The organism is Sphingorhabdus wooponensis (genome assembly GCF_003933235.1).
In the GTDB taxonomy this organism is placed as follows: domain Bacteria; phylum Pseudomonadota; class Alphaproteobacteria; order Sphingomonadales; family Sphingomonadaceae; genus Sphingorhabdus_B; species Sphingorhabdus_B wooponensis.
In genome coordinates this window covers 1,101,399-1,119,761 of the sequence record NZ_RWJI01000001.1, presented here as the reverse complement: position 1 = coordinate 1,119,761, position 18,363 = coordinate 1,101,399, and the positions used below count along the sequence as shown (strand labels likewise).

Here is an 18,363-nt window from a genome sequence, read left to right as displayed (position 1 = left end):
ATAGGTCCAATCAGGCCAATCGTCAAAGCTTAGTCATTTGGCCCGAGCATGCCGTGCGTTGGCAACGCAACCCTATCATTATTGCGCAGAAGCAAACGCCGTGGTTCCCAAGGGCCCGGCAAGGTCCAGCCAGATGTGCCCTCAGCCTCAAAACCGAAACGGCCATAATATTCAGGATCACCTATCATCACCATTGGCGCATCCTGAGGTGTTACGGCGTTCAGCATCAATTGCATCAATTGTGTTCCAAGGCCTTCATTCTGGCGATGACTGGCAACGGCGACTGGCCCGACCAAGATCAAATCGGCATGATCCACGCGCACCGGCCAACACTGAATGCTTGCCAGAAGCGCACTATTTTCCAAAATGCCAAAGGACAGATGGTCGATGGCCGCCATGCCTTTGCGCAGTAAATAGGCTGTACGCATATGCCTGTCCGTTCCAAACGCATCATCAAGCAAAGCGTTCAACGCTTCTGCAGATATGCGTGAGAGGGGCGTTTTATGCATATAAACTTGCCGGAATGAGGGACACAATAACGGCGTTCCCTGTCATTGCAGAGGTTATTTGTCCAATCGAATATGTTTTCGCTTACAATTAAACCGCCGCAAATTGCCTTTCGACGGAACATCCATTAGCATGTGCCACTTAGATGGTTTCGTCATGCAGGAGAGAGAATTTGACCGATCAGCAAGCGCCCCATGCGGCACCAGACGCAACATCAACACTAGCTTCGGCGCAACCAAGTGCCCAAAAAGATATTTGGGGCTATTTGGTTTTGATTGCGGGCCTTGGCGCTTTGGTCTGGGGCACGGTTGCGGCGGTTGGCACAGGTTGGGGTTTTTGGGCCTATACATCGGGGCTGAAGGGTGTCGCTGCCGCTTTCCTTTTAGGCATATTGGCCATTTTGATTGGGTTGGTGCAAGAGTGGCGCATTCGTAAATCCACCACCCCGCCATTGCGCGCGCGGCGCTGGGTTGGGATGCTGGTTGCTTTGGTCTATGTCGGTTGGGTCGGAACGTTCCTTGTCAAGGCGCTCACTGTCCCTGCGATCCACGATGTATCGACTGATCTTGCCGATCCGCCAGCTTTCCAAACATTACAATTGCGTGCCGATAATACTGACAATGTTCCGGGTGCTGACGATGCGAAGATGCGCGGACTGACGCCAGAACAACGTTGGGCGATGGTGCATCAAAAAGCTTATGGCGACATCCGCTCGGTGCGTGTTGACGCACCGGTGCCAACGGTCATTGCCAAAGCAGAGCGTTTAGCCAAAACCCGTGGTTGGAATGTGGCTATCTCGTCGCCCGAAGAAGGGCGTTTGGAAGCAACTGAAACCAGCGCATTTTTCCAGTTCAAGGATGATGTCGTGCTGCGCGTCCGTCCGTCGGATACGGGCGAGGGCAGCATTGTCGATATGCGCTCTGTCAGCCGAGTTGGGCAGAGCGACTTGGGCATGAACGCCAAGCGCGTCCGGTCATTTTTGGCTGATTTAACGGGGACAGTGACGGCGGCGCAGTAAGGCGCCGCCGCGAAGATCTTTATTTCTTCGGGGTCAGCTTCAATAAGCGGCCCTGTGAGCCAGCGCGTTCATCTTCCAATAGCCAGATAGCGCCATCGGGGCCCTGTTCGACTTCGCGGATACGCGCGCCCATGTTCCATTGGTCTGCCTTCGTTGCATTTTCGCCGTCCAGCTTCACGTGGACCAACGCCTTTGCGCCAAGGCCGCCGATAAACGCGCTGCCTTTCCAAGCCTTAAACATGTCGCCAGAATAAATCATAAGGCCGCCGGGTGAAATTGCGGGGTTCCATGTAACTTTGGGTGCTTCAAAACCGTCACCTGCTGCATGGTCGGGAATGTTCCTGCCATCATAATGGTCACCATTGGACACGGTTGGATAACCGTAATTGGCGGCCTTTTTGACAAGGTTTAACTCATCGCCACCGGCAGGGCCCATTTCTTGGTTCCATAAACGGCCCTTTGCGTCAAAAGCAATGCCCAGGGGGTTGCGATGTCCGTAAGACCAGATTTGCGACTTTACGCTGCCTTGGCCGTAGAAGGGATTGTCCGATGGGACCATGCCACTATCGGTTAAGCGCACAATCTTGCCAAGATTTTGGTTGAGATCCTGCGCGGGGTCGAACTTCTGCCGTTCGCCGCTGCTGATATACAGCATACCGTCCGGACCGAAGGCGAGGCGATGGCCATAATGGCCTTGCCCTGAAACCTTTGGTTCCTGACGCCAGATGATTTGGACGTCGGTCAGCATCGGCTTTGCGGTTGTGAGGTCCAGCTTTCCACGGACCACTGCTGCGCCAAAACCACCTTCGCCGGCCTCTGCAAAGCTGAGATAGACCAATTTGTTTTTGGCAAAGTCGGGGTGGAGGATCACATCACCAAGTCCACCTTGACCGCCATAAGCAACGGCCGGAACGCCTTCGACGTCAACAACAGCGCCTTCATTCTGCCACAGCTTGAGCTTGCCTTTTTTCTCCGTCACGAGCGCATAAGGCGTCCCCGGGACGAATGTCATGGCCCAAGGCTCTTCGAAATCGGCAACCACCGCAACATCAAATGGCACAGAGCTGGTGTCTGCGGGGGCGGCGTCACTGACCGAAGACTGGCAGGCGGCGGCCAGAAAGGATGCGCCCATCAGAAAAGACAATTTTGACATGATCCAAAGCTCCATTTTATAACTACCTTACCCAATTGGTAGGTGAAGGCGTGATGTGCAAGACACTTGCATATGAAAGTTTACGGGGCTATACGGCCATCATCCTTACATTGTGAGAACTTGGAAGGGCTGGCGCCACTGGGGCCGGCGCGGAACGTTATTGCATGTCGAATAAGAAAGTCTGATTTTGCCTGATCTGGATAAACTAAGCAGTTTGATTGCGCCTGAGGCGGAAGCGCTTGGCTTCGCCTTGGTGCGCGTGGCGTGGTTTTCCAATGGCGCGCAGGGTAGCGACGAGCCGACCTTGCAAGTTATGGCCGAGCGTCCAGAGACACGGCAACTGAATATTGATGATTGTGCGGCGCTCTCGCACCGCATTTCCGATTTGTTTGACGAACTTGATCCAATCGTTGAGGCCTATCGCCTTGAAGTTAGCTCGCCCGGAATTGACCGGCCGTTGACGCGTCTTGCCGACTTTTCCGATTGGGTAGGGCATGAAGCCAAGATTGAACTGAGCGAGCCTATGGATGGCCGCAAAAATATTCGCGGTGATCTTGCTGGTGTCGATGGTGAAAATATTCATGTCGATGACCGCAAGGCAGGGCGTTTAACCTTTTCATTTTCCGCACTTGGCCATGCCAAGCTGCTCTTGACAGACCGCCTCATTGCGTCGACTGCCCCCATCAATAGCGATGGTGCCGACGAAGTAGAGGCGGAACCCATTCACGACGAAGCACAGGAAGACTAAAACATGGCCAGTAGTATTGCCGCCAACAAGGCTGAGTTGCTCGCAATCGCCAACGCGGTCGCCAGCGAAAAGATGATCGACAAGTCGATTGTTATCGAAGCGCTTGAAGAAGCTATCCAGCGTGCGGCAAGGGCACGTTATGGTGCCGAAAACGACATTCGCGCGAAGCTGGACACCCAAACTGGTGACTTGCGTCTGTGGCGCGTCGTAGAGGTCGTTGAAAATGTCGAAGATTATTTCAAGCAAGTCGACCTGAAGCAGGCGGACAAGTTACAAAAGGGCGCTGTTGTCGGCGATTTCATCGTCGATCCGCTTCCTGCTGTGGATTTGGGCCGTATTGATGCGCAGTCCGCTAAGCAAGTCATCTTCCAAAAGGTGCGCGATGCAGAGCGTGAGCGCCAGTTTGAAGAATTTAAGGACCGTACTGGCGAAATTATCACGGGCGTTGTGAAGTCCGTTGAATTCGGACATGTCGTCGTGGACCTTGGCCGCGCAGAAGGTGTTATTCGCCGTGACCAACAAATCCCGCGTGAAGTTGTGCGCAGTGGCGACCGCGTCCGTGCACTTATCATGAAGGTTCAGCGCGAAAATCGCGGGCCACAGATACTGTTGAGCCGTGCGCATCCGGATTTCATGAAGAAATTGTTCGCGCAAGAAGTGCCCGAAATCTATGACGGTGTCATCGAAATCAAGGCAGCTGCGCGCGACCCAGGAAGCCGCGCCAAGATTGGCGTCATCAGCTATGACAGCAGCATTGACCCCGTTGGCGCATGCGTCGGTATGAAGGGTAGCCGTGTTCAGGCCGTCGTGCAGGAAATGCAGGGCGAAAAAATCGACATCATTCCATGGTCGGAAGATACCGCGACGTTCATCGTGAACGCTCTGCAGCCCGCAACGGTCAGCCGCGTCGTCATCGACGAAGAGGAGGGCCGTATCGAAGTTGTCGTTCCGGACGATCAGTTGAGCCTTGCCATTGGCCGTCGTGGACAGAATGTCCGTTTGGCATCGCAGCTTACGGGCCGTGGCATCGACATTATGACCGAAGCGGAATCGAGCGAGAAACGGCAGAAGGAATTTGTCGAGCGTTCCGAAATGTTCCAGCAAGAGCTGGACGTCGACGAAACACTTGCGCAATTGCTGGTCGCGGAAGGCTTTAGCGAATTGGAAGAAGTCGCTTATGTCGACTCCGCTGAAATCGCTGCCATCGAAGGCTTTGACGACGGTTTGGCCGAAGAATTGCAGAGCCGCGCACAAGAAGCGCTGGAACGTCGCGAAGAAGTGAACCGGACCGAGCGCCGCGCGCTTGGTGTGGAAGATGCTGTCGCAGAACTGCCGATATTGACCGAAGCGATGTTGGTCGTTTTGGGTAAGGCCGGCATCAAGACGCTCGACGATTTGGCGGACCTTGCCACCGATGAACTGATTCAGAAGGCACGCGAGCCACGTCGCAACGAACGGAGCGATCGCGAAGTGCGGCGTAACCGTACGGAAGACAAGGCAGGCATATTGGCGACCTTTGGTCTGTCTGAAGAGCAGGGTAATGAAATCATCATGGCTGCTCGCGCACATTGGTTCGAAGAGGAGGACGCGGTTGCAGCGGACGACTCTCAATGAGAACCGACACTCCCCAATAAGGAAGTGCATATTGTCAGGTGAGCATGGGACTCGTGCCCAGCTCATCAGGCTTGCCCTCGGGCCCGATGGTAGTATTGCACCTGACCTATTCGCAAAGGCGCCCGGTCGTGGCGCTTGGATTGGCGTTTCCGGTGAAGAATTGTCCAAGGCGCTCGCCAAGGGTAAGCTTGCTGGATTGCTGCGCCGTGCGTTCAAAACGGATAAGATTGAGATCATCGATGACCTCACAGGCCGCATTGATCGCGGCTTGGAGAAGGCCTTTTTGGATCGGCTTGGCTTGGAAGCGCGGGCAGGGCACCTTATCTTAGGTGCCGAGAAAATCGATTCCGCGTCGCGCAGTGGTCAAGTGAAGCTATTGTTGCACGCATCGGACGCAAGCGCCGATGGCAGCGGCAAGCGCGACCAAGCATGGCGCGTTGGCGAAGACGCTGAAGGGACCGGAAAGGGCGGCGTGAAGCTACCTGTGGACCGGGATGCATTGTCTGCAGCGCTTGGACGGCAAAATGCTGTGCACGTTGCATTGATTAATCAAAAAGCGGCGGAGCGGGTGATGCATCATCTTGGACGCTGGCTAAATTTCAAAGGATGCAGTAATGCGCCATTCGATTCCGCTGCTTTGGCTGCGGACTTGCGGGGCAATGACGCTGACATCTCCGCAATTGACTGAGTAAGGACGGGTTCTGTTTCGATGAGTGATGAAAATAATAATAAGCCGACTTTGACGCGCAAGCCGCTCACTTTGAGCCGCTCGCTTGAGTCCGGCGAAGTGAAACAGACTTTCAGCCATGGCCGCACCAATAAGGTTGTGGTTGAGGTGAAGCGCAAAAAGCTTGTCGGTAAGCCTGGTTATGCGCCGGAGCCCGAAGTTGCGGCACCGCCACCACCTCCGCCGCCTGTCGCGGCGCCAGTAACGCCCGCGCCTGCACCTGTGGCCGCGCCAGCGCCTAAGCCACGCCCCACGGGCAATGACATGCTCAGCCGTCAGGAGCGTCAGGCAAAGCTGCTACGCGAAGCCGAAGAGGCGCGCTTGGCGATGCTTGAGGAAAGCAGCCGCCGTGAAGCGGAACAACGTGCGCAACGCGCCGAAGAAGAACGCCTGCGTGCCCAAGCCAACCGTGAGGAGGCTGCTGCAGCGCCGCCACCACCGCCCGCCGCCGCCGTTGAAACAGTCGTTCCTGCGTCCATGGATGCGGATGAAGCTGTTGCGGAAGAAAGCAATAGGGACGGTGCCGCGCCTGCGCCGCGTCGCTTTACACCTGTAGAAGCGCCCAAACGCCCAGAGCGCGAGCGTGAGGAAATCAAAAAGGCACCGCATCGTCCAACGCGCGGTGCAGCCGATGACCGCCGCCAGTCTGGGAAGCTCACGGTTACCCGCGCGCTGGAAGGCGACGACGGCGCCCGTGCACGATCACTGGCCGCGCTGAAGCGTGCGCGTGAAAAAGAAAAGCGCCTCCATGGCGGTGGCAACCGTCAGGCACAGGTGAAGCAAACCCGCGACGTTGTCGTGCCCGAAACCATCACGGTGCAAGAACTTGCCAACCGTATGGCGGAAAAAGGCAGCGATTTGGTCAAAGCATTGTTCAAAATGGGCATGCCAATCACGATCAACGAAACCATTGACCAAGACACGGCAGAATTGCTGGTCGAAGAATTTGGCCACAACATCACACGCGTGTCGGATGCCGATGTCGACATTTTCCATGATGACGATGTAGATAGCGCTGAAACCATGAAGCCGCGTCCCCCGGTCGTAACTGTCATGGGCCATGTCGACCATGGTAAGACGTCCTTGCTGGATGCCTTGCGTGGCGCGAATGTCGTATCCGGCGAAGCGGGCGGCATTACCCAGCATATTGGCGCGTATCAGGTGAAGGCAAAGGATGGCTCGGTCATCACGTTCCTCGATACACCGGGCCATGAAGCGTTCACGCAAATGCGTCAGCGCGGTGCATCGGTAACCGATATCGTGATTTTGGTGGTGGCTGCCGATGATGGTCTTATGCCGCAGACAATTGAGGCCATTAAGCATGCCAAGGCTGCTAATGTGCCAATGATTGTTGCGATCAACAAGATCGATAAAGAGGGCGCAAACCCTCAAAAGGTGCGCGAGCGTTTGCTTGAGCATGAAGTTATCGTTGAAGCGATGGGCGGCGATGTTCAGGACGTTGAGGTTTCAGCGCTGAAGAAGACAGGCCTTGATACTTTGCTTGAAAAGCTTGCTCTGCAGGCCGAAGTCATGGAGCTGAAAGCCAATCCAGACCGCGCGGCAGAAGCCGTCGTGGTCGAAGCACAACTCGACAAGGGCCGCGGTGCTGTCGCAACTGTGCTCGTGAAGCGCGGCACGCTGAAGCGCGGTGATATCTTCGTAGTTGGCGCCCAGAGCGGTAAAGTTCGTGCGTTGATCAACGAAAAGGGACAGCAAGTTTCCGAAGCCGGCCCTGCAACCCCAGTCGAAGTGCTTGGCCTGACCGGTGTTCCATCGGCAGGGGACGTTCTGACCGTTGTTGAAAGCGAAGCGCGTGCTCGTGAGGTTGCTTTGTATCGTAAGGAACAATCGACCAAGGTGCGCACAGCGCAAGTCACGCCGAATTTGGAAAATCTGTTTGATAATCTGTCTGCGTCACGCGCGATGGAATATCCTGTGGTTATCAAGGGGGATGTGCAAGGTTCGGTTGAAGCGATTGTCACTGCACTTAACAACATCTCGACTGACGACATCAAGGTCCGTGTATTGCTGGCCGGCGTTGGCGGCATTACCGAATCCGACATGTTGCTGGCGGCGGCCTCCAATGCGCCGCTTATCGGTTTCAACGTGCGCCCCAATGCTAAGGCCGCTGCCTTGGCGAAGCGTGACCGCGTACGTTTGAAATATTTCGATGTAATCTATCACCTGACCGCCGACATCGCCAAAGAAATGGCGGGCGAATTGGGTCCAGAAATCATCGAAACTGTTGTTGGACGCGCCGAAGTCAAGGATGTGTTCAAATCCGGCAAGCGCGACAAGGCTGCTGGTCTTTTGGTCACCGAGGGCGTCATCAAAAAGGGTCTGCACGCGCGTCTTACCCGCGAAGACGTCATCGTATCGAAAACGACGATTGCGTCGCTGCGCCGCTTCAAGGACAATGTCGACGAAGTTCGCGCCGGTATGGAATGTGGCGTCGTTCTGGCGGATACCAACGATGTCAAGGCAGGCGATATGCTCGAAGTCTTTGAGATCGAGGAGCGTGAACGGACGTTGTGATTTTAGCTCGGTCCTGAACGGGGAATATCATGGCTAAACATAATGATACGGGCCCCGAAGGCCGTTCAGTACGCCTGCTGCGCGTAGGGGAGCAATTCCGGCATATATTGTCGGAGCTGCTAGCGCGCGGTGAGGTGCATGATGATATCCTCAACAGCCACAGCGTCAGCGTGACTGAAGTGCGCATGTCCCCGGATTTGCGCCATGCGACGGCGTTCATTAAACCGCTGCTTGGGGTGAATGAGGCGGTGGTGCTCAAGGCACTGCGCACGAATACAGCGTTTTTCCAAAAGGAAGTCGCCGCACGGGTCAGCATGAAATATGCCGCAAAATTGAAATTCCTAGCGGATGACAGTTTTGATCAAGCAACGCATATCGAAACCTTATTGAGCGCGCCCAAGGTCCAGCAAGACTTGACCGAGGATGCTGCTGCCGCGCCAGCGGACGACGCCGTGTAATGGCCAAATTATATTTTTATTATGCCTCTATGAATGCAGGCAAATCGTCGACCTTGCTGCAAGCGGCGTTTAATTATGGCGAACGCGGCATGAAAGTCATGCTTTGGACCGCCGCGATTGATGACCGCCCCGGCTATGGCGCTATCAGCTCGCGTATTGGTCTTGCAGGTGACGCTAGCCGCTTTGACGCGACAACTGACATCGAAAAAGCGGTGCTTGCCCAGCATGATGAAACGCCGCTGGCATGTGTCTTAATCGATGAAGCGCAATTTTTAAGCAAAGAGCAAGTTTGGCAAGCCGCGGCACTCGCCGACAAGGCGGGAATTCCGGTTGTGTGTTACGGCCTGCGCACGGATTTCCAAGGTGAGCTGTTTCCCGGATCCGCTGCCTTGCTTGGAATAGCGGATAGTCTCGTTGAGCTTAAAGGTGTGTGTGATTGCGGACGCAAAGCGACAATGAACTTGCGTGTGGATGAGTTCGGAAAAGCAGTGGTCGACGGTGCGCAAACCGAAATTGGCGGCGATGATCGCTACATCGCCATGTGCCGCAAGCATTTTAATGAGGCGCGGGCAGCGCGATAGATCAGCATGCATGGCTGGATCATCCTCGATAAACCGCTTGGGTTGGGCTCAACGCAGGCGGTTTCTGCGGTAAAGCGGAATTTGCGTGAAGCGGGCTTTGGCAAGGTCAAGGTCGGCCATGGCGGCACGCTTGATCCTTTGGCAACGGGTGTTCTGCCGATTGCTTTGGGCGAAGCGACCAAATTGTGCGGCCGTATGCTGGATGCATCGAAAATCTATGACTTTACCATTTGCTTTGGAACAGAAACCAGCGGTCTGGATGCCGAAGGGGAGGTCGTAGCGACATCCGATCACCGCCCGAGCTTGGCACAAGTCGAAGCAGCGTTGGCTCAATTTATTGGCCCCATCGAACAAATTCCGCCTGCTTATTCGGCAATAAAAATTGACGGCAAGCGCGCGTATGACTTGGCGCGTGCAGGCGAGGTTGTGGAGATGAAGCCCCGTTATGTGACGGTGCACGACCTTTGTTTGCACAGTGTTGCGACCGTTGAGGCTTTGAATGCCGTCACGCTCACCGCCGACGTCTCCAAAGGCACCTATATACGCAGTTTGGCGCGGGACATTGCATATGCAGTCGGTACAGTCGGGCATGTCACGATGCTACGCCGCACGCGCGCAGGGCCGTTCAGCGTGCAAGGCGCGATTTCGCTGGACAAACTGAATGCATTCGGCCAAGGAGCCGCGCAAGAAGACATTATCTTGCCGATAGAGGCAGGGCTGGTCGACATCCCGGCTCTTAATCTCTCCCCGGAACAGGCAAGGGCAGTCCAGCAGGGCCGCGTCTTGACCGGGATTGCCATGGAAGATGGGCTACATTGGGCGAGGGGCGCAGATTTGCGGCCACTGGCATTGGTGGAGAACGTCGACGGGATATTGAAAACCGTCCGTGGCTTTAACTTAACTCCATGATGTTCGAAGGAAAAATATGTCTATTACTGCAGAACGTAAAGCCCAGGTCATTAAAGAGCACGCACGCGAGCCTAACGATACCGGATCACCAGAAGTGCAAGTTGCAATCCTGACTGACCGTATCAATGCCCTGACATCCCATTTTAAAGACCACCACAAGGACAATCACTCGCGTCGTGGCCTTTTGCAAATGGTTAACAAGCGCCGTTCGCTTCTCGACTATCTGAAAAAAATTGATGCGGCGCGTTATACCGCCCTCATCGCGAAGCTTGGCCTTCGTAAGTAAATTCACTCTCGGCCCGCCTCGGCGGGCCGTTTGCGTTTTGCGCCTTCCAAAAATGAATTTCGGGTGCGCATGAAAAGGGCATTCCGGCAATGAGGCTGGACTGTCATCGGGGCTCGAAAATGCCCCATCCGCGGCGGATCGGTAATTCCGCAACTCAAGAGGCCCCGCATCGCATTGGGCATGCGGGTCAAAGGAAAATTTATGTTTAATACGAAGACTGTATCCATCGAGTGGGGCGGACAAACCCTGACACTCGAAACGGGCAAAGTTGCCCGTCAAGCTGACGGCGCTGTTATGGCATCGCTTGGCGAAACTGTTGTGCTTTGCGCGGTTACCGCCGCAAAGTCTGTGAAAGATGGCCAGGATTTCTTCCCGCTCACCGTTCACTATCAAGAAAAATATTCCGCAGCTGGCCGTATTCCCGGTGGCTTTTTCAAGCGTGAACGTGGAGCAACTGAAAAGGAAACGCTGGTTTCGCGTCTGATCGACCGTCCACTTCGCCCGCTGTTCCCAGAAGGTTTCTACAACGAAATTAACGCAATTGCGCAGGTTCTTAGCTATGATGGCGAGAATGAGCCTGACATTTTGGCACTTGTTGCCGCGTCGGCCGCAATGACCATTTCGGGCGTTCCATTCATGGGGCCAATCGGCGCAGCACGCGTTGGTTACCTGAACGGCGAATATATCCTGAACCCAACTGACGCGCAGGTTGCCGAAGGCGACCTCGACCTCGTTGTTGCCGCAACATATGACGCGGTGATGATGGTGGAATCCGAAGCCAATGAGCTTTCGGAAGAAATCATGCTGGGTGCCGTCCTGTTTGCGCATGATGCGTGTAAGGAAGTCGTTAAGGCTATCATCAAGCTTGCTGAGCAAGCTGCGAAGGAGCCTTGGGCGATGGCAGAGCAGGCTGATTTGTCTGCCGCTAAGGAAAAGCTGAAGAAGCTGATCGGCAAGGATATTGCCGCTGCATACAAGTTGACCGACAAGTCGGCACGTAGCAACGCGTTGAACGCGGCGCGCGCAAAGGCCAAGGAAGCGTTTGTTGATGCTGCACCGCAAGATCAGCTTGCTGCTGGCAAGTTGATGAAGAAGCTGGAAGCTGAAATTGTGCGCGGCGCCATCCTTAAGGACGGCACACGTATCGACGGACGCACCACTTCGCAAATCCGTCCAATTTTGGCGGAAACGCACTTCTTGCCACGTTCACATGGTTCGGCGTTGTTCACTCGTGGTGAAACCCAGACCATCGCAACCTGCACTTTGGGCACCAAGGATGCAGAGCAGATGATCGATGGCCTTGGCGGTCTGCATTATGAAAACTTCATGCTGCATTACAACTTCCCACCTTATAGCGTTGGTGAAGTTGGTCGCTTTGGCGCACCAAGCCGCCGCGACATCGGCCATGGTAAGCTTGCATGGCGCGCGCTGCACGCTGTGTTGCCTTCCAAGGAAGAGTTTCCCTACACAATCCGTATCACCAGCGACATTACCGAATCCAATGGTTCGTCGTCGATGGCATCGGTGTGCGGCGGAAGCCTTGCGATGATGGACGCTGGCGTTCCTATCAAGCGTCCGGTTTCAGGTATTGCGATGGGCTTGATCCTAGAAGGCAAGGATTTCGCAGTCCTTTCGGATATCTTGGGTGACGAAGATCATCTCGGCGATATGGATTTCAAGGTAGCTGGTACGTCTGAAGGCATCACCACGATGCAGATGGACATTAAGATTGCCGGTATTACCCGCGAAATCTTTGAAGCTGCATTGAACCAAGCCAAGGAAGGCCGCGCGCATATCCTTGGTGAAATGGCCAAGGCATTGGGTGAAGCTCGCGGCGAATTGTCCGCGCATGCGCCGCGCATTGAAACGATGCAGATCGACAAAGCGAAGATCCGCGACATCATCGGCACCGGCGGCAAGGTTATTCGCGAAATCGTCGCGACCACCGGCGCGAAGGTCGACATTGATGACGAAGGTCTTATCAAGATTTCGTCGTCTGACATCGCGCAGATCGAAGCGGCCCGTAAGTGGATTTCGGGCATCGTTGAAGAAGCAGAAGTAGGCAAGATTTATGACGGTAAGGTCGTCAATCTCGTTGATTTCGGCGCATTCGTAAACTTCATGGGTGGCAAGGACGGTCTCGTCCACGTCAGCGAAATGCGCAATGAGCGCGTTGAGAAGGTGACGGACGTCGTCAGCGAAGGCATGGATGTTAAGGTCAAGGTTCTTGAAATCGACCCACGCGGCAAGGTGCGCCTGTCGATGCGTGTCGTAGACCAGGAAACCGGTGAAGAGCTGGAAGACACACGCCCGCCCCGCGAAAAGAGCGAGCGCAGCGATCGTGGTCCCCGTCGTGAAGGCGGCGGTGGTGGACGCGGCGAAGGCCGTGGCGACCGTGGCCCACGCCGTGATGGCGGACGTGGTGAAGGCCGCGGCGACCGTGGCCCCCGCCAAGAGCGTTCAGAGGGCGAAAACAAGGGCGGGGGCGATCCCGACCATGTGCCAGCTTTCTTGAAAGATTAAATCCGTAAACGATTGGAGAGGAAAGGGGCGGCTTCGGCGGCCCCTTTTTTTATGGCCATTAGGGTCGTAGTTCATCACCGATACAGCATATTTCGGCCACGCTTGATGTGAGTTTATGTGCCGTGCCAAGCAAAAGGCTTGGCGGGGCGGACAAGATTATCTAGGGAACATTCATGAACAAAAAATTCCTTATGCCCGTTGCGCTATTGGCCGCATCTTCCCTGCTTTCCGGCTGCGCTATGCTCGGTCTAGGTGGTGGCGGAGCAAAGCCGGGTAGCAACACCCGTTATGTCGCGCGCGACGTAAATACGCTGTATTCGGCGGCAAAGGACAAGCTGGATAACAAGCAATATGAAGTTGCTGCGGCGTTATTTGACGAGGTAGAGCGTCAGCATCCTTATTCGCCATGGGCCCGCCGTGCGCAGCTAATGAGCGCGTTTAGCTATTATATGGCGCAGAAATATAATGAGTCGATCCAATCGTCGCGCCGTTTCTTGTCAATCCATCCGGGTAATAAGGATGCGTCTTACGCATATTATCTGATCGCTTTGTCTTATTATGAGCAGATCAGCGACGTTACGCGTGACCAGAAGATTTCGGAACAGGCATTGGCCGCTTTGGGCGAAGTGCAGCGCCGGTACCCCAATTCGCGTTATGCGTCGGATGCCACGTTGAAGATTGACCTTGTCCGCGACCATCTGGCCGGCAAAGAAATGGAAATTGGCCGTTTCTACCAACGCCGTGCCTTGTGGCTCGCGTCATCTTTGCGCTTCCGTGAGGTGATCGACAAATATGACACCACGACCCACGCACCAGAGGCGCTATATCGTCTGACCGAAAGCTATCTTGCCATGGGCGTGCCTGAAGAAGCGAAGAAGGCTGCGGCCGTACTCGGTGCCAATTATCCCGGCAGCGAATGGTATGCGCGTGCCTATAATTTGATACAGAAGAACGCACCCGCCGCGTAATGCCATGCTAACGGGGCTATCGATCCGCGATGTCGTGCTGATCGAGGCACTGGACTTGGAATTTGCAAGCGGGCTTGGCGTGCTCACCGGTGAGACTGGGGCCGGTAAATCTATATTGCTGGATGCGCTTGGCCTTGCCCTTGGCGCCCGCGCCGATAGCGGTTTGGTGCGGTCCGGCGCCGAAAAAGCACAGGTGACGGCAAGCTTTGATACACCCGCTCATGTCGCGGCTTTCTTGGCCGATAATGACATTGATATTGATGGCAATGAGCCGTTAATCATCCGCCGCTCTGTGAAGGCCGATGGCGGCAGCAAGGCGTTTATCAACGACCAACCTTGTTCAGCCGCGCTTTTGCGGGAATTGGGCGCGGCATTGGTTGAAATTCACGGCCAACATGATGATCGCGGCATGTTGAACCCGCGCGGACATCGCGGATTGCTGGACGCCTTTGGCCGGAGTGACACCGCAACCGTGTCGGCCAATTTTGCCGCATGGCAGGATGCCAAATCGCGTTTGGATATTGCGCGTGAGGCGCTCGAAAACGCAGCGCGCGACCGCGAATGGCTGGAGCATGCCGTGGCCGAACTCGCCGCGTTCCATCCGCAACCGGGCGAGGAAGAGCAGCTCGCGGGTGAGCGGTCCGACATGCAAAAGGGCGAGCGCATTGCCGAAGACCTGAAAGCTGTGCTGGAAAGCTTTGATGGCCCGAAAAGTGGCTTGGCGCTTATCCGTGGTGCGGCGCGCAAACTGGATCGTCTGGCCGACGCGCACCCCTTATTGGCCGAAGCGCTGACCGCATTGGACCGCGCGGTGATTGAGGCGAGCGAGGCCGAAGGTAAATTGAACGCTGCCGCGCGCGCGATTGAATATGAACCCGCACGACTTGATGAGATTGAGGAGCGCTTGTTTGAGCTGCGCGCATTGGCCCGCAAGCATAATATAGCGCCCGACGGTATTATCGCTTTGCAGGAAAAGCTGACGGCGCAATTGCAGTCGATACAGGCAGGTGGCGAGGGGCTTGCGGTGCTGGAGGCTGAGGTCAAGGCCAAGCACTGTGCCTATGTCGAGTCCGCTACCGCATTGTCTGCGGTCCGTACGGCGGCTGCGGCCAAGTTGGACGTTGCGGTGAAGAATGAACTGGCGCCGTTAAAGTTGGATGCGGCGCAATTTCAGACTGCGGTTGAGCGATTGCCGGAAGATCGCTGGACGGCCTTTGGTATGGACCGTGTCGAATTTTTGATTTCGACCAACCCCGGCGCACCTTTCGCACCCTTGGCGAAGATCGCATCGGGCGGGGAATTGTCACGCTTCATTCTGGCGTTGAAGGTCGCATTGGCCGAAGAGGGCGGCGCTGCCACGATTATTTTCGACGAAATCGACCGGGGCGTGGGCGGCGCCGTTGCTGCGGCGATTGGCGAACGCCTTGCGCGTCTTGCGACACGCACACAGTTATTGGCCGTCACACATAGCCCGCAGGTCGCCGCCAAAGGCAAAGCGCATTATTTTATTGCGAAATCGAACCAAGGCACCGTGACCCGCACTGGAGTCACCTTGCTCGACGCCGAAGCCCGCCGCCAAGAAATCGCCCGCATGCTGTCCGGCGCAGAGATAACAGATGAGGCACGGGCGCAGGCTGTGCGATTATTGGAGACCGTATGAAGATGTTTTGGATTTTAGTGGCTTTGTCGGCCAGCGCCTATGCGACGCCGCAACCATCGGCACAACCGGCGGATAAGTTTTTCGCAGATATGTCCATGCTATGCGGCAAAAGCTTCAATGGTAAATTAGCCGCAGGCGATGATAGCGACGCAAGCTTTGCCTCGGCCAAGATGCAGGCCCATGTCCGCACCTGCACCGACCGCGAAATTCAGATTTCCTTTGATGTTGGCGAAGATCGCTCACGGACTTGGATCATTACACGGACCGACAACGGCCTGCGCCTGAAGCACCGCCATATGTTAAAGGACGGCACCGAAGACCCTGTGTCGCAATATGGCGGCGACACCGCGCAGGCAGGGACAGCGACGCGGCAAGAATTCCCTGCCGATGCATATTCCAAGGCCATGTTCACCAAAGAGGGTCGCACGGTTTCGAACACGAACATTTGGGCATTTGAAATCGATGCCGGTCGGTCATTGACCTATGAATTGGCTCGCCCGAACCGTTTGTTCCGGGTGGCGTTTGACGTGGGTAACCCTATCACCGGAGCGAGTGAGTGACATCTGAGGCGGATGCTGCCAATGAGCTGATGCGCTTGGCGAAACAGATTGCGTACCACAATAAACGTTACCATGCCGAAGATGCGCCTGAAATTTCCGATGCGGAATATGATGCATTGGTGCGTCGTAACAATGCATTAGAGGCTGCATTTCCGCACCTAATCCGCGCCGATAGCCCTAACTCGCAAGTGGGGGCGGCAGTCGAAGGCTCGGGCCTTCCAAAAATCACCCACGCCAAGCGGATGATGAGCCTCGACAATGCCTTTGCGGCTCAAGATGTTCATGACTTTGTCGGGCGCGTGCGACGCTTCTTGAACTTGTCCGCAGACGCAGAGGTTTCGTTAACGGCGGAGGACAAGATTGACGGGCTTTCACTGTCATTGCGGTATGAAAAAGGCGTCTTGAAACAAGCGGCCACGCGTGGTGACGGCAGCGTGGGTGAGGATGTAACAGCCAATGTCGCTTATATCGCCGACATCCCGCAACAGCTTAAGGGAGTCGTGCCAGACGTTTTCGAAATACGCGGCGAAGTCTATATGGCGAAATCCGACTTTGCGGCGCTTAACGACGCGCAAACGGCAAAAAATGGAAAGCTGTTCGCCAATCCGCGTAATGCGGCGGCGGGGTCTTTGCGGCAAAAGGATGCGAAGGTTACAGCATCGCGCCCCTTGCGCTTTTTGGCGCATGGCTGGGGTGAGGTAAGTGAGCTGCCCGCCGATACGCAAAGTCAGGTGATGGCGGCGATTGCCGATTGGGGTGTGCCGATATCGCCCTTGCTACGCCGCTTTGAACATACCGATGACGTCCTAGCGCATTATGCTGACATAGAACGCCGCCGTGCCGATTTGCCTTATGATATTGATGGCGTTGTCTACAAGGTGGACCGTTTGGAATGGCAGGAACGGCTTGGCTTTGTAGCCAAATCACCACGCTGGGCCATTGCACATAAATTTCCGGCTGAGCGCGCGGAAACGACGTTGGAGCAAATCGATATACAGGTTGGCAGGACGGGCAAGTTGACGCCGGTTGGTCGCCTGACGCCAGTGACTGTTGGCGGCGTGGTTGTATCCAATGTGACGTTGCACAACCGCGACGAGATAGCGCGTTTGGGCGTGCGTCCGGGCGACCGCGTGGTAGTGCAAAGGGCAGGGGATGTCATTCCCCAGATTGTTGAGAATCTCACACGTGAAAATGTGCGTCCGGCCTATGAATTCCCTGCGCATTGCCCGGAATGTGGTTCCGAAGCGGTGGCCGAAGAGGGCGAAGTAGATGTGCGCTGCACAGCAGGGCTGATTTGCCCCGCGCAACGCGTGCAACGCCTTATCCATTTTGTCAGCCGCGGCGCGCTGGATATTGAGGGGTTGGGCGAGAAAACCATTCAGGAGTTTTTTGATCTGGGCTGGTTGGAAAGCCCTGCGGACATATTCCGGCTACGCAATCGCCGCGCCGAAATATTGGCACGCGATGGTTGGCAGGATAAGTCTGTGGATAACCTGTTGGCAGCGATTGAGGCAAAGCGTGCGCCAGACGGCGCAAAACTGCTTTTTGGTTTGGGAATCCGTCATATAGGAACGGTCACGGCGCGGGATTTGTTTAAGGCGTTCGGATCGGTCGAAGAAATCGGCAAGGTCGGCCAAAGACTGGCCCAGGCCGATGAAGCCGCGATTGCCGATGTCACCGCGATAGACGGGGTCGGTGGGGCAGTTGCCGAGGCATTGGGCGACTTCTTCCATGAACCCCATAATCTGTCTGTGTGGACCGACCTTTTGAACGAAGTCAGTCCGCCTGCTTATGTTTCCAACATTCGCGAAAGCGCGTGGACGGGGAAAACGATTGTCTTCACTGGCAAATTAGAGACGATGAGCCGTGATGAAGCCAAAGCACAGGCCGAGGCGCTGGGCGCGAAAGCAGCGGGCTCAGTCAGTGCCAAAACCGATCTTGTGGTCGCTGGTCCCGGTGCCGGGTCGAAACTGAAACAAGCAAATGCGCTTGGCATTCAGGTTATTGATGAAGCCGAATGGGCCAATATCGTGCAAAGCGCTTAAGAGTGCTTCTTGGCGGTGCAGAATAAGCGACAGCAGTTGCTGTAATCTGGTTTCAAGTGTAACCAGTTGTC

General features: G+C 55.6%; 16 protein-coding genes. 14 read left to right on the top strand and 2 right to left on the bottom strand.

Annotated features, from left to right (window positions below):
• Positions 1-29: 29 nt before the first annotated feature.
• Positions 30-509 carry a GNAT family N-acetyltransferase gene (locus D7D48_RS05565; protein ID WP_125230343.1) on the bottom strand — a complete coding sequence of 160 codons (480 nt, stop codon included), beginning with the start codon at positions 507-509 and terminating at the stop codon, positions 30-32.
• Between the two features lie 170 nt (positions 510-679).
• On the opposite strand from D7D48_RS05565, the gene D7D48_RS05560 reads away from it, so the two are divergent.
• A complete protein-coding gene (locus D7D48_RS05560) occupies positions 680-1,525 on the top strand; it encodes a DUF1499 domain-containing protein (RefSeq protein ID WP_185739787.1) in 846 nt (281 codons plus the stop codon).
• Between the two features lie 19 nt (positions 1,526-1,544).
• Here D7D48_RS05560 and D7D48_RS05555 read toward each other — a convergent pair whose 3' ends face one another.
• Positions 1,545-2,678 carry a PQQ-dependent sugar dehydrogenase gene (locus D7D48_RS05555; RefSeq protein ID WP_221738624.1) on the bottom strand — a complete coding sequence of 378 codons (1,134 nt, stop codon included), beginning with the start codon at positions 2,676-2,678 and terminating at the stop codon, positions 1,545-1,547.
• A 187-nt stretch (positions 2,679-2,865) separates the two neighbouring features.
• Between D7D48_RS05555 and rimP the strand changes: the two genes are divergently transcribed.
• The 13 genes from rimP to ligA all read left to right on the top strand — a co-directional run bounded on the left by rimP (position 2,866) and on the right by ligA (position 18,292).
• Positions 2,866-3,426, top strand: coding sequence for a ribosome maturation protein RimP (gene rimP, locus D7D48_RS05550; protein ID WP_125230340.1), 561 nt, complete (start codon positions 2,866-2,868; stop codon positions 3,424-3,426).
• 3 nt (positions 3,427-3,429) lie between these two features.
• Positions 3,430-5,040 (top strand): transcription termination factor NusA, encoded by a 1,611-nt coding sequence (nusA, locus tag D7D48_RS05545; protein WP_125230339.1) that lies wholly within the window; start codon positions 3,430-3,432, stop codon positions 5,038-5,040.
• A gap of 31 nt (positions 5,041-5,071) precedes the next feature.
• Positions 5,072-5,728: a DUF448 domain-containing protein gene (locus D7D48_RS05540; RefSeq protein ID WP_342769815.1), complete on the top strand. Its 657-nt coding sequence runs from the start codon at positions 5,072-5,074 to the stop codon at positions 5,726-5,728.
• 21 nt (positions 5,729-5,749) lie between these two features.
• Complete coding sequence (gene infB / locus D7D48_RS05535) at positions 5,750-8,302, top strand: translation initiation factor IF-2 (protein WP_125230337.1); 2,553 nt, start codon at positions 5,750-5,752, stop codon at positions 8,300-8,302.
• 29 nt (positions 8,303-8,331) lie between these two features.
• Positions 8,332-8,760, top strand: coding sequence for a 30S ribosome-binding factor RbfA (gene rbfA, locus D7D48_RS05530; RefSeq protein WP_125230336.1), 429 nt, complete (start codon positions 8,332-8,334; stop codon positions 8,758-8,760).
• Positions 8,760-9,341 carry a thymidine kinase gene (locus D7D48_RS05525; RefSeq protein WP_125230335.1) on the top strand — a complete coding sequence of 194 codons (582 nt, stop codon included), beginning with the start codon at positions 8,760-8,762 and terminating at the stop codon, positions 9,339-9,341. Before rbfA ends, D7D48_RS05525 begins: the two co-directional genes overlap by 1 nt.
• 6 nt (positions 9,342-9,347) lie before the next feature.
• Positions 9,348-10,250: a tRNA pseudouridine(55) synthase TruB gene (gene truB, locus D7D48_RS05520; RefSeq protein ID WP_125230334.1), complete on the top strand. Its 903-nt coding sequence runs from the start codon at positions 9,348-9,350 to the stop codon at positions 10,248-10,250.
• Between the two features lie 16 nt (positions 10,251-10,266).
• Positions 10,267-10,536, top strand: coding sequence for a 30S ribosomal protein S15 (gene rpsO, locus D7D48_RS05515; RefSeq protein WP_125230333.1), 270 nt, complete (start codon positions 10,267-10,269; stop codon positions 10,534-10,536).
• A 201-nt stretch (positions 10,537-10,737) separates the two neighbouring features.
• Positions 10,738-13,059, top strand: a complete 2,322-nt coding sequence (gene pnp / locus D7D48_RS05510) for a polyribonucleotide nucleotidyltransferase (protein WP_125230332.1) — start codon at positions 10,738-10,740, stop codon at positions 13,057-13,059.
• Positions 13,060-13,232: 173 nt separating this feature from the next.
• On the top strand, positions 13,233-14,027 hold the full coding sequence (locus D7D48_RS05505) for an outer membrane protein assembly factor BamD (protein WP_125230331.1): 795 nt from the start codon (positions 13,233-13,235) through the stop codon (positions 14,025-14,027).
• Positions 14,028-14,031: 4 nt separating this feature from the next.
• On the top strand, positions 14,032-15,687 hold the full coding sequence (recN, locus tag D7D48_RS05500) for a DNA repair protein RecN (protein WP_125230330.1): 1,656 nt from the start codon (positions 14,032-14,034) through the stop codon (positions 15,685-15,687).
• Positions 15,684-16,247: a hypothetical protein gene (locus D7D48_RS05495; RefSeq protein WP_125230329.1), complete on the top strand. Its 564-nt coding sequence runs from the start codon at positions 15,684-15,686 to the stop codon at positions 16,245-16,247. The genes recN and D7D48_RS05495 overlap by 4 nt, the downstream gene beginning before the upstream one ends.
• Positions 16,248-16,276: 29 nt before the next feature.
• Entirely contained in the window at positions 16,277-18,292 is a 2,016-nt protein-coding gene (gene ligA, locus D7D48_RS05490; RefSeq protein ID WP_125230893.1) for an NAD-dependent DNA ligase LigA, read from the top strand.
• Positions 18,293-18,363 lie beyond the last annotated feature (71 nt).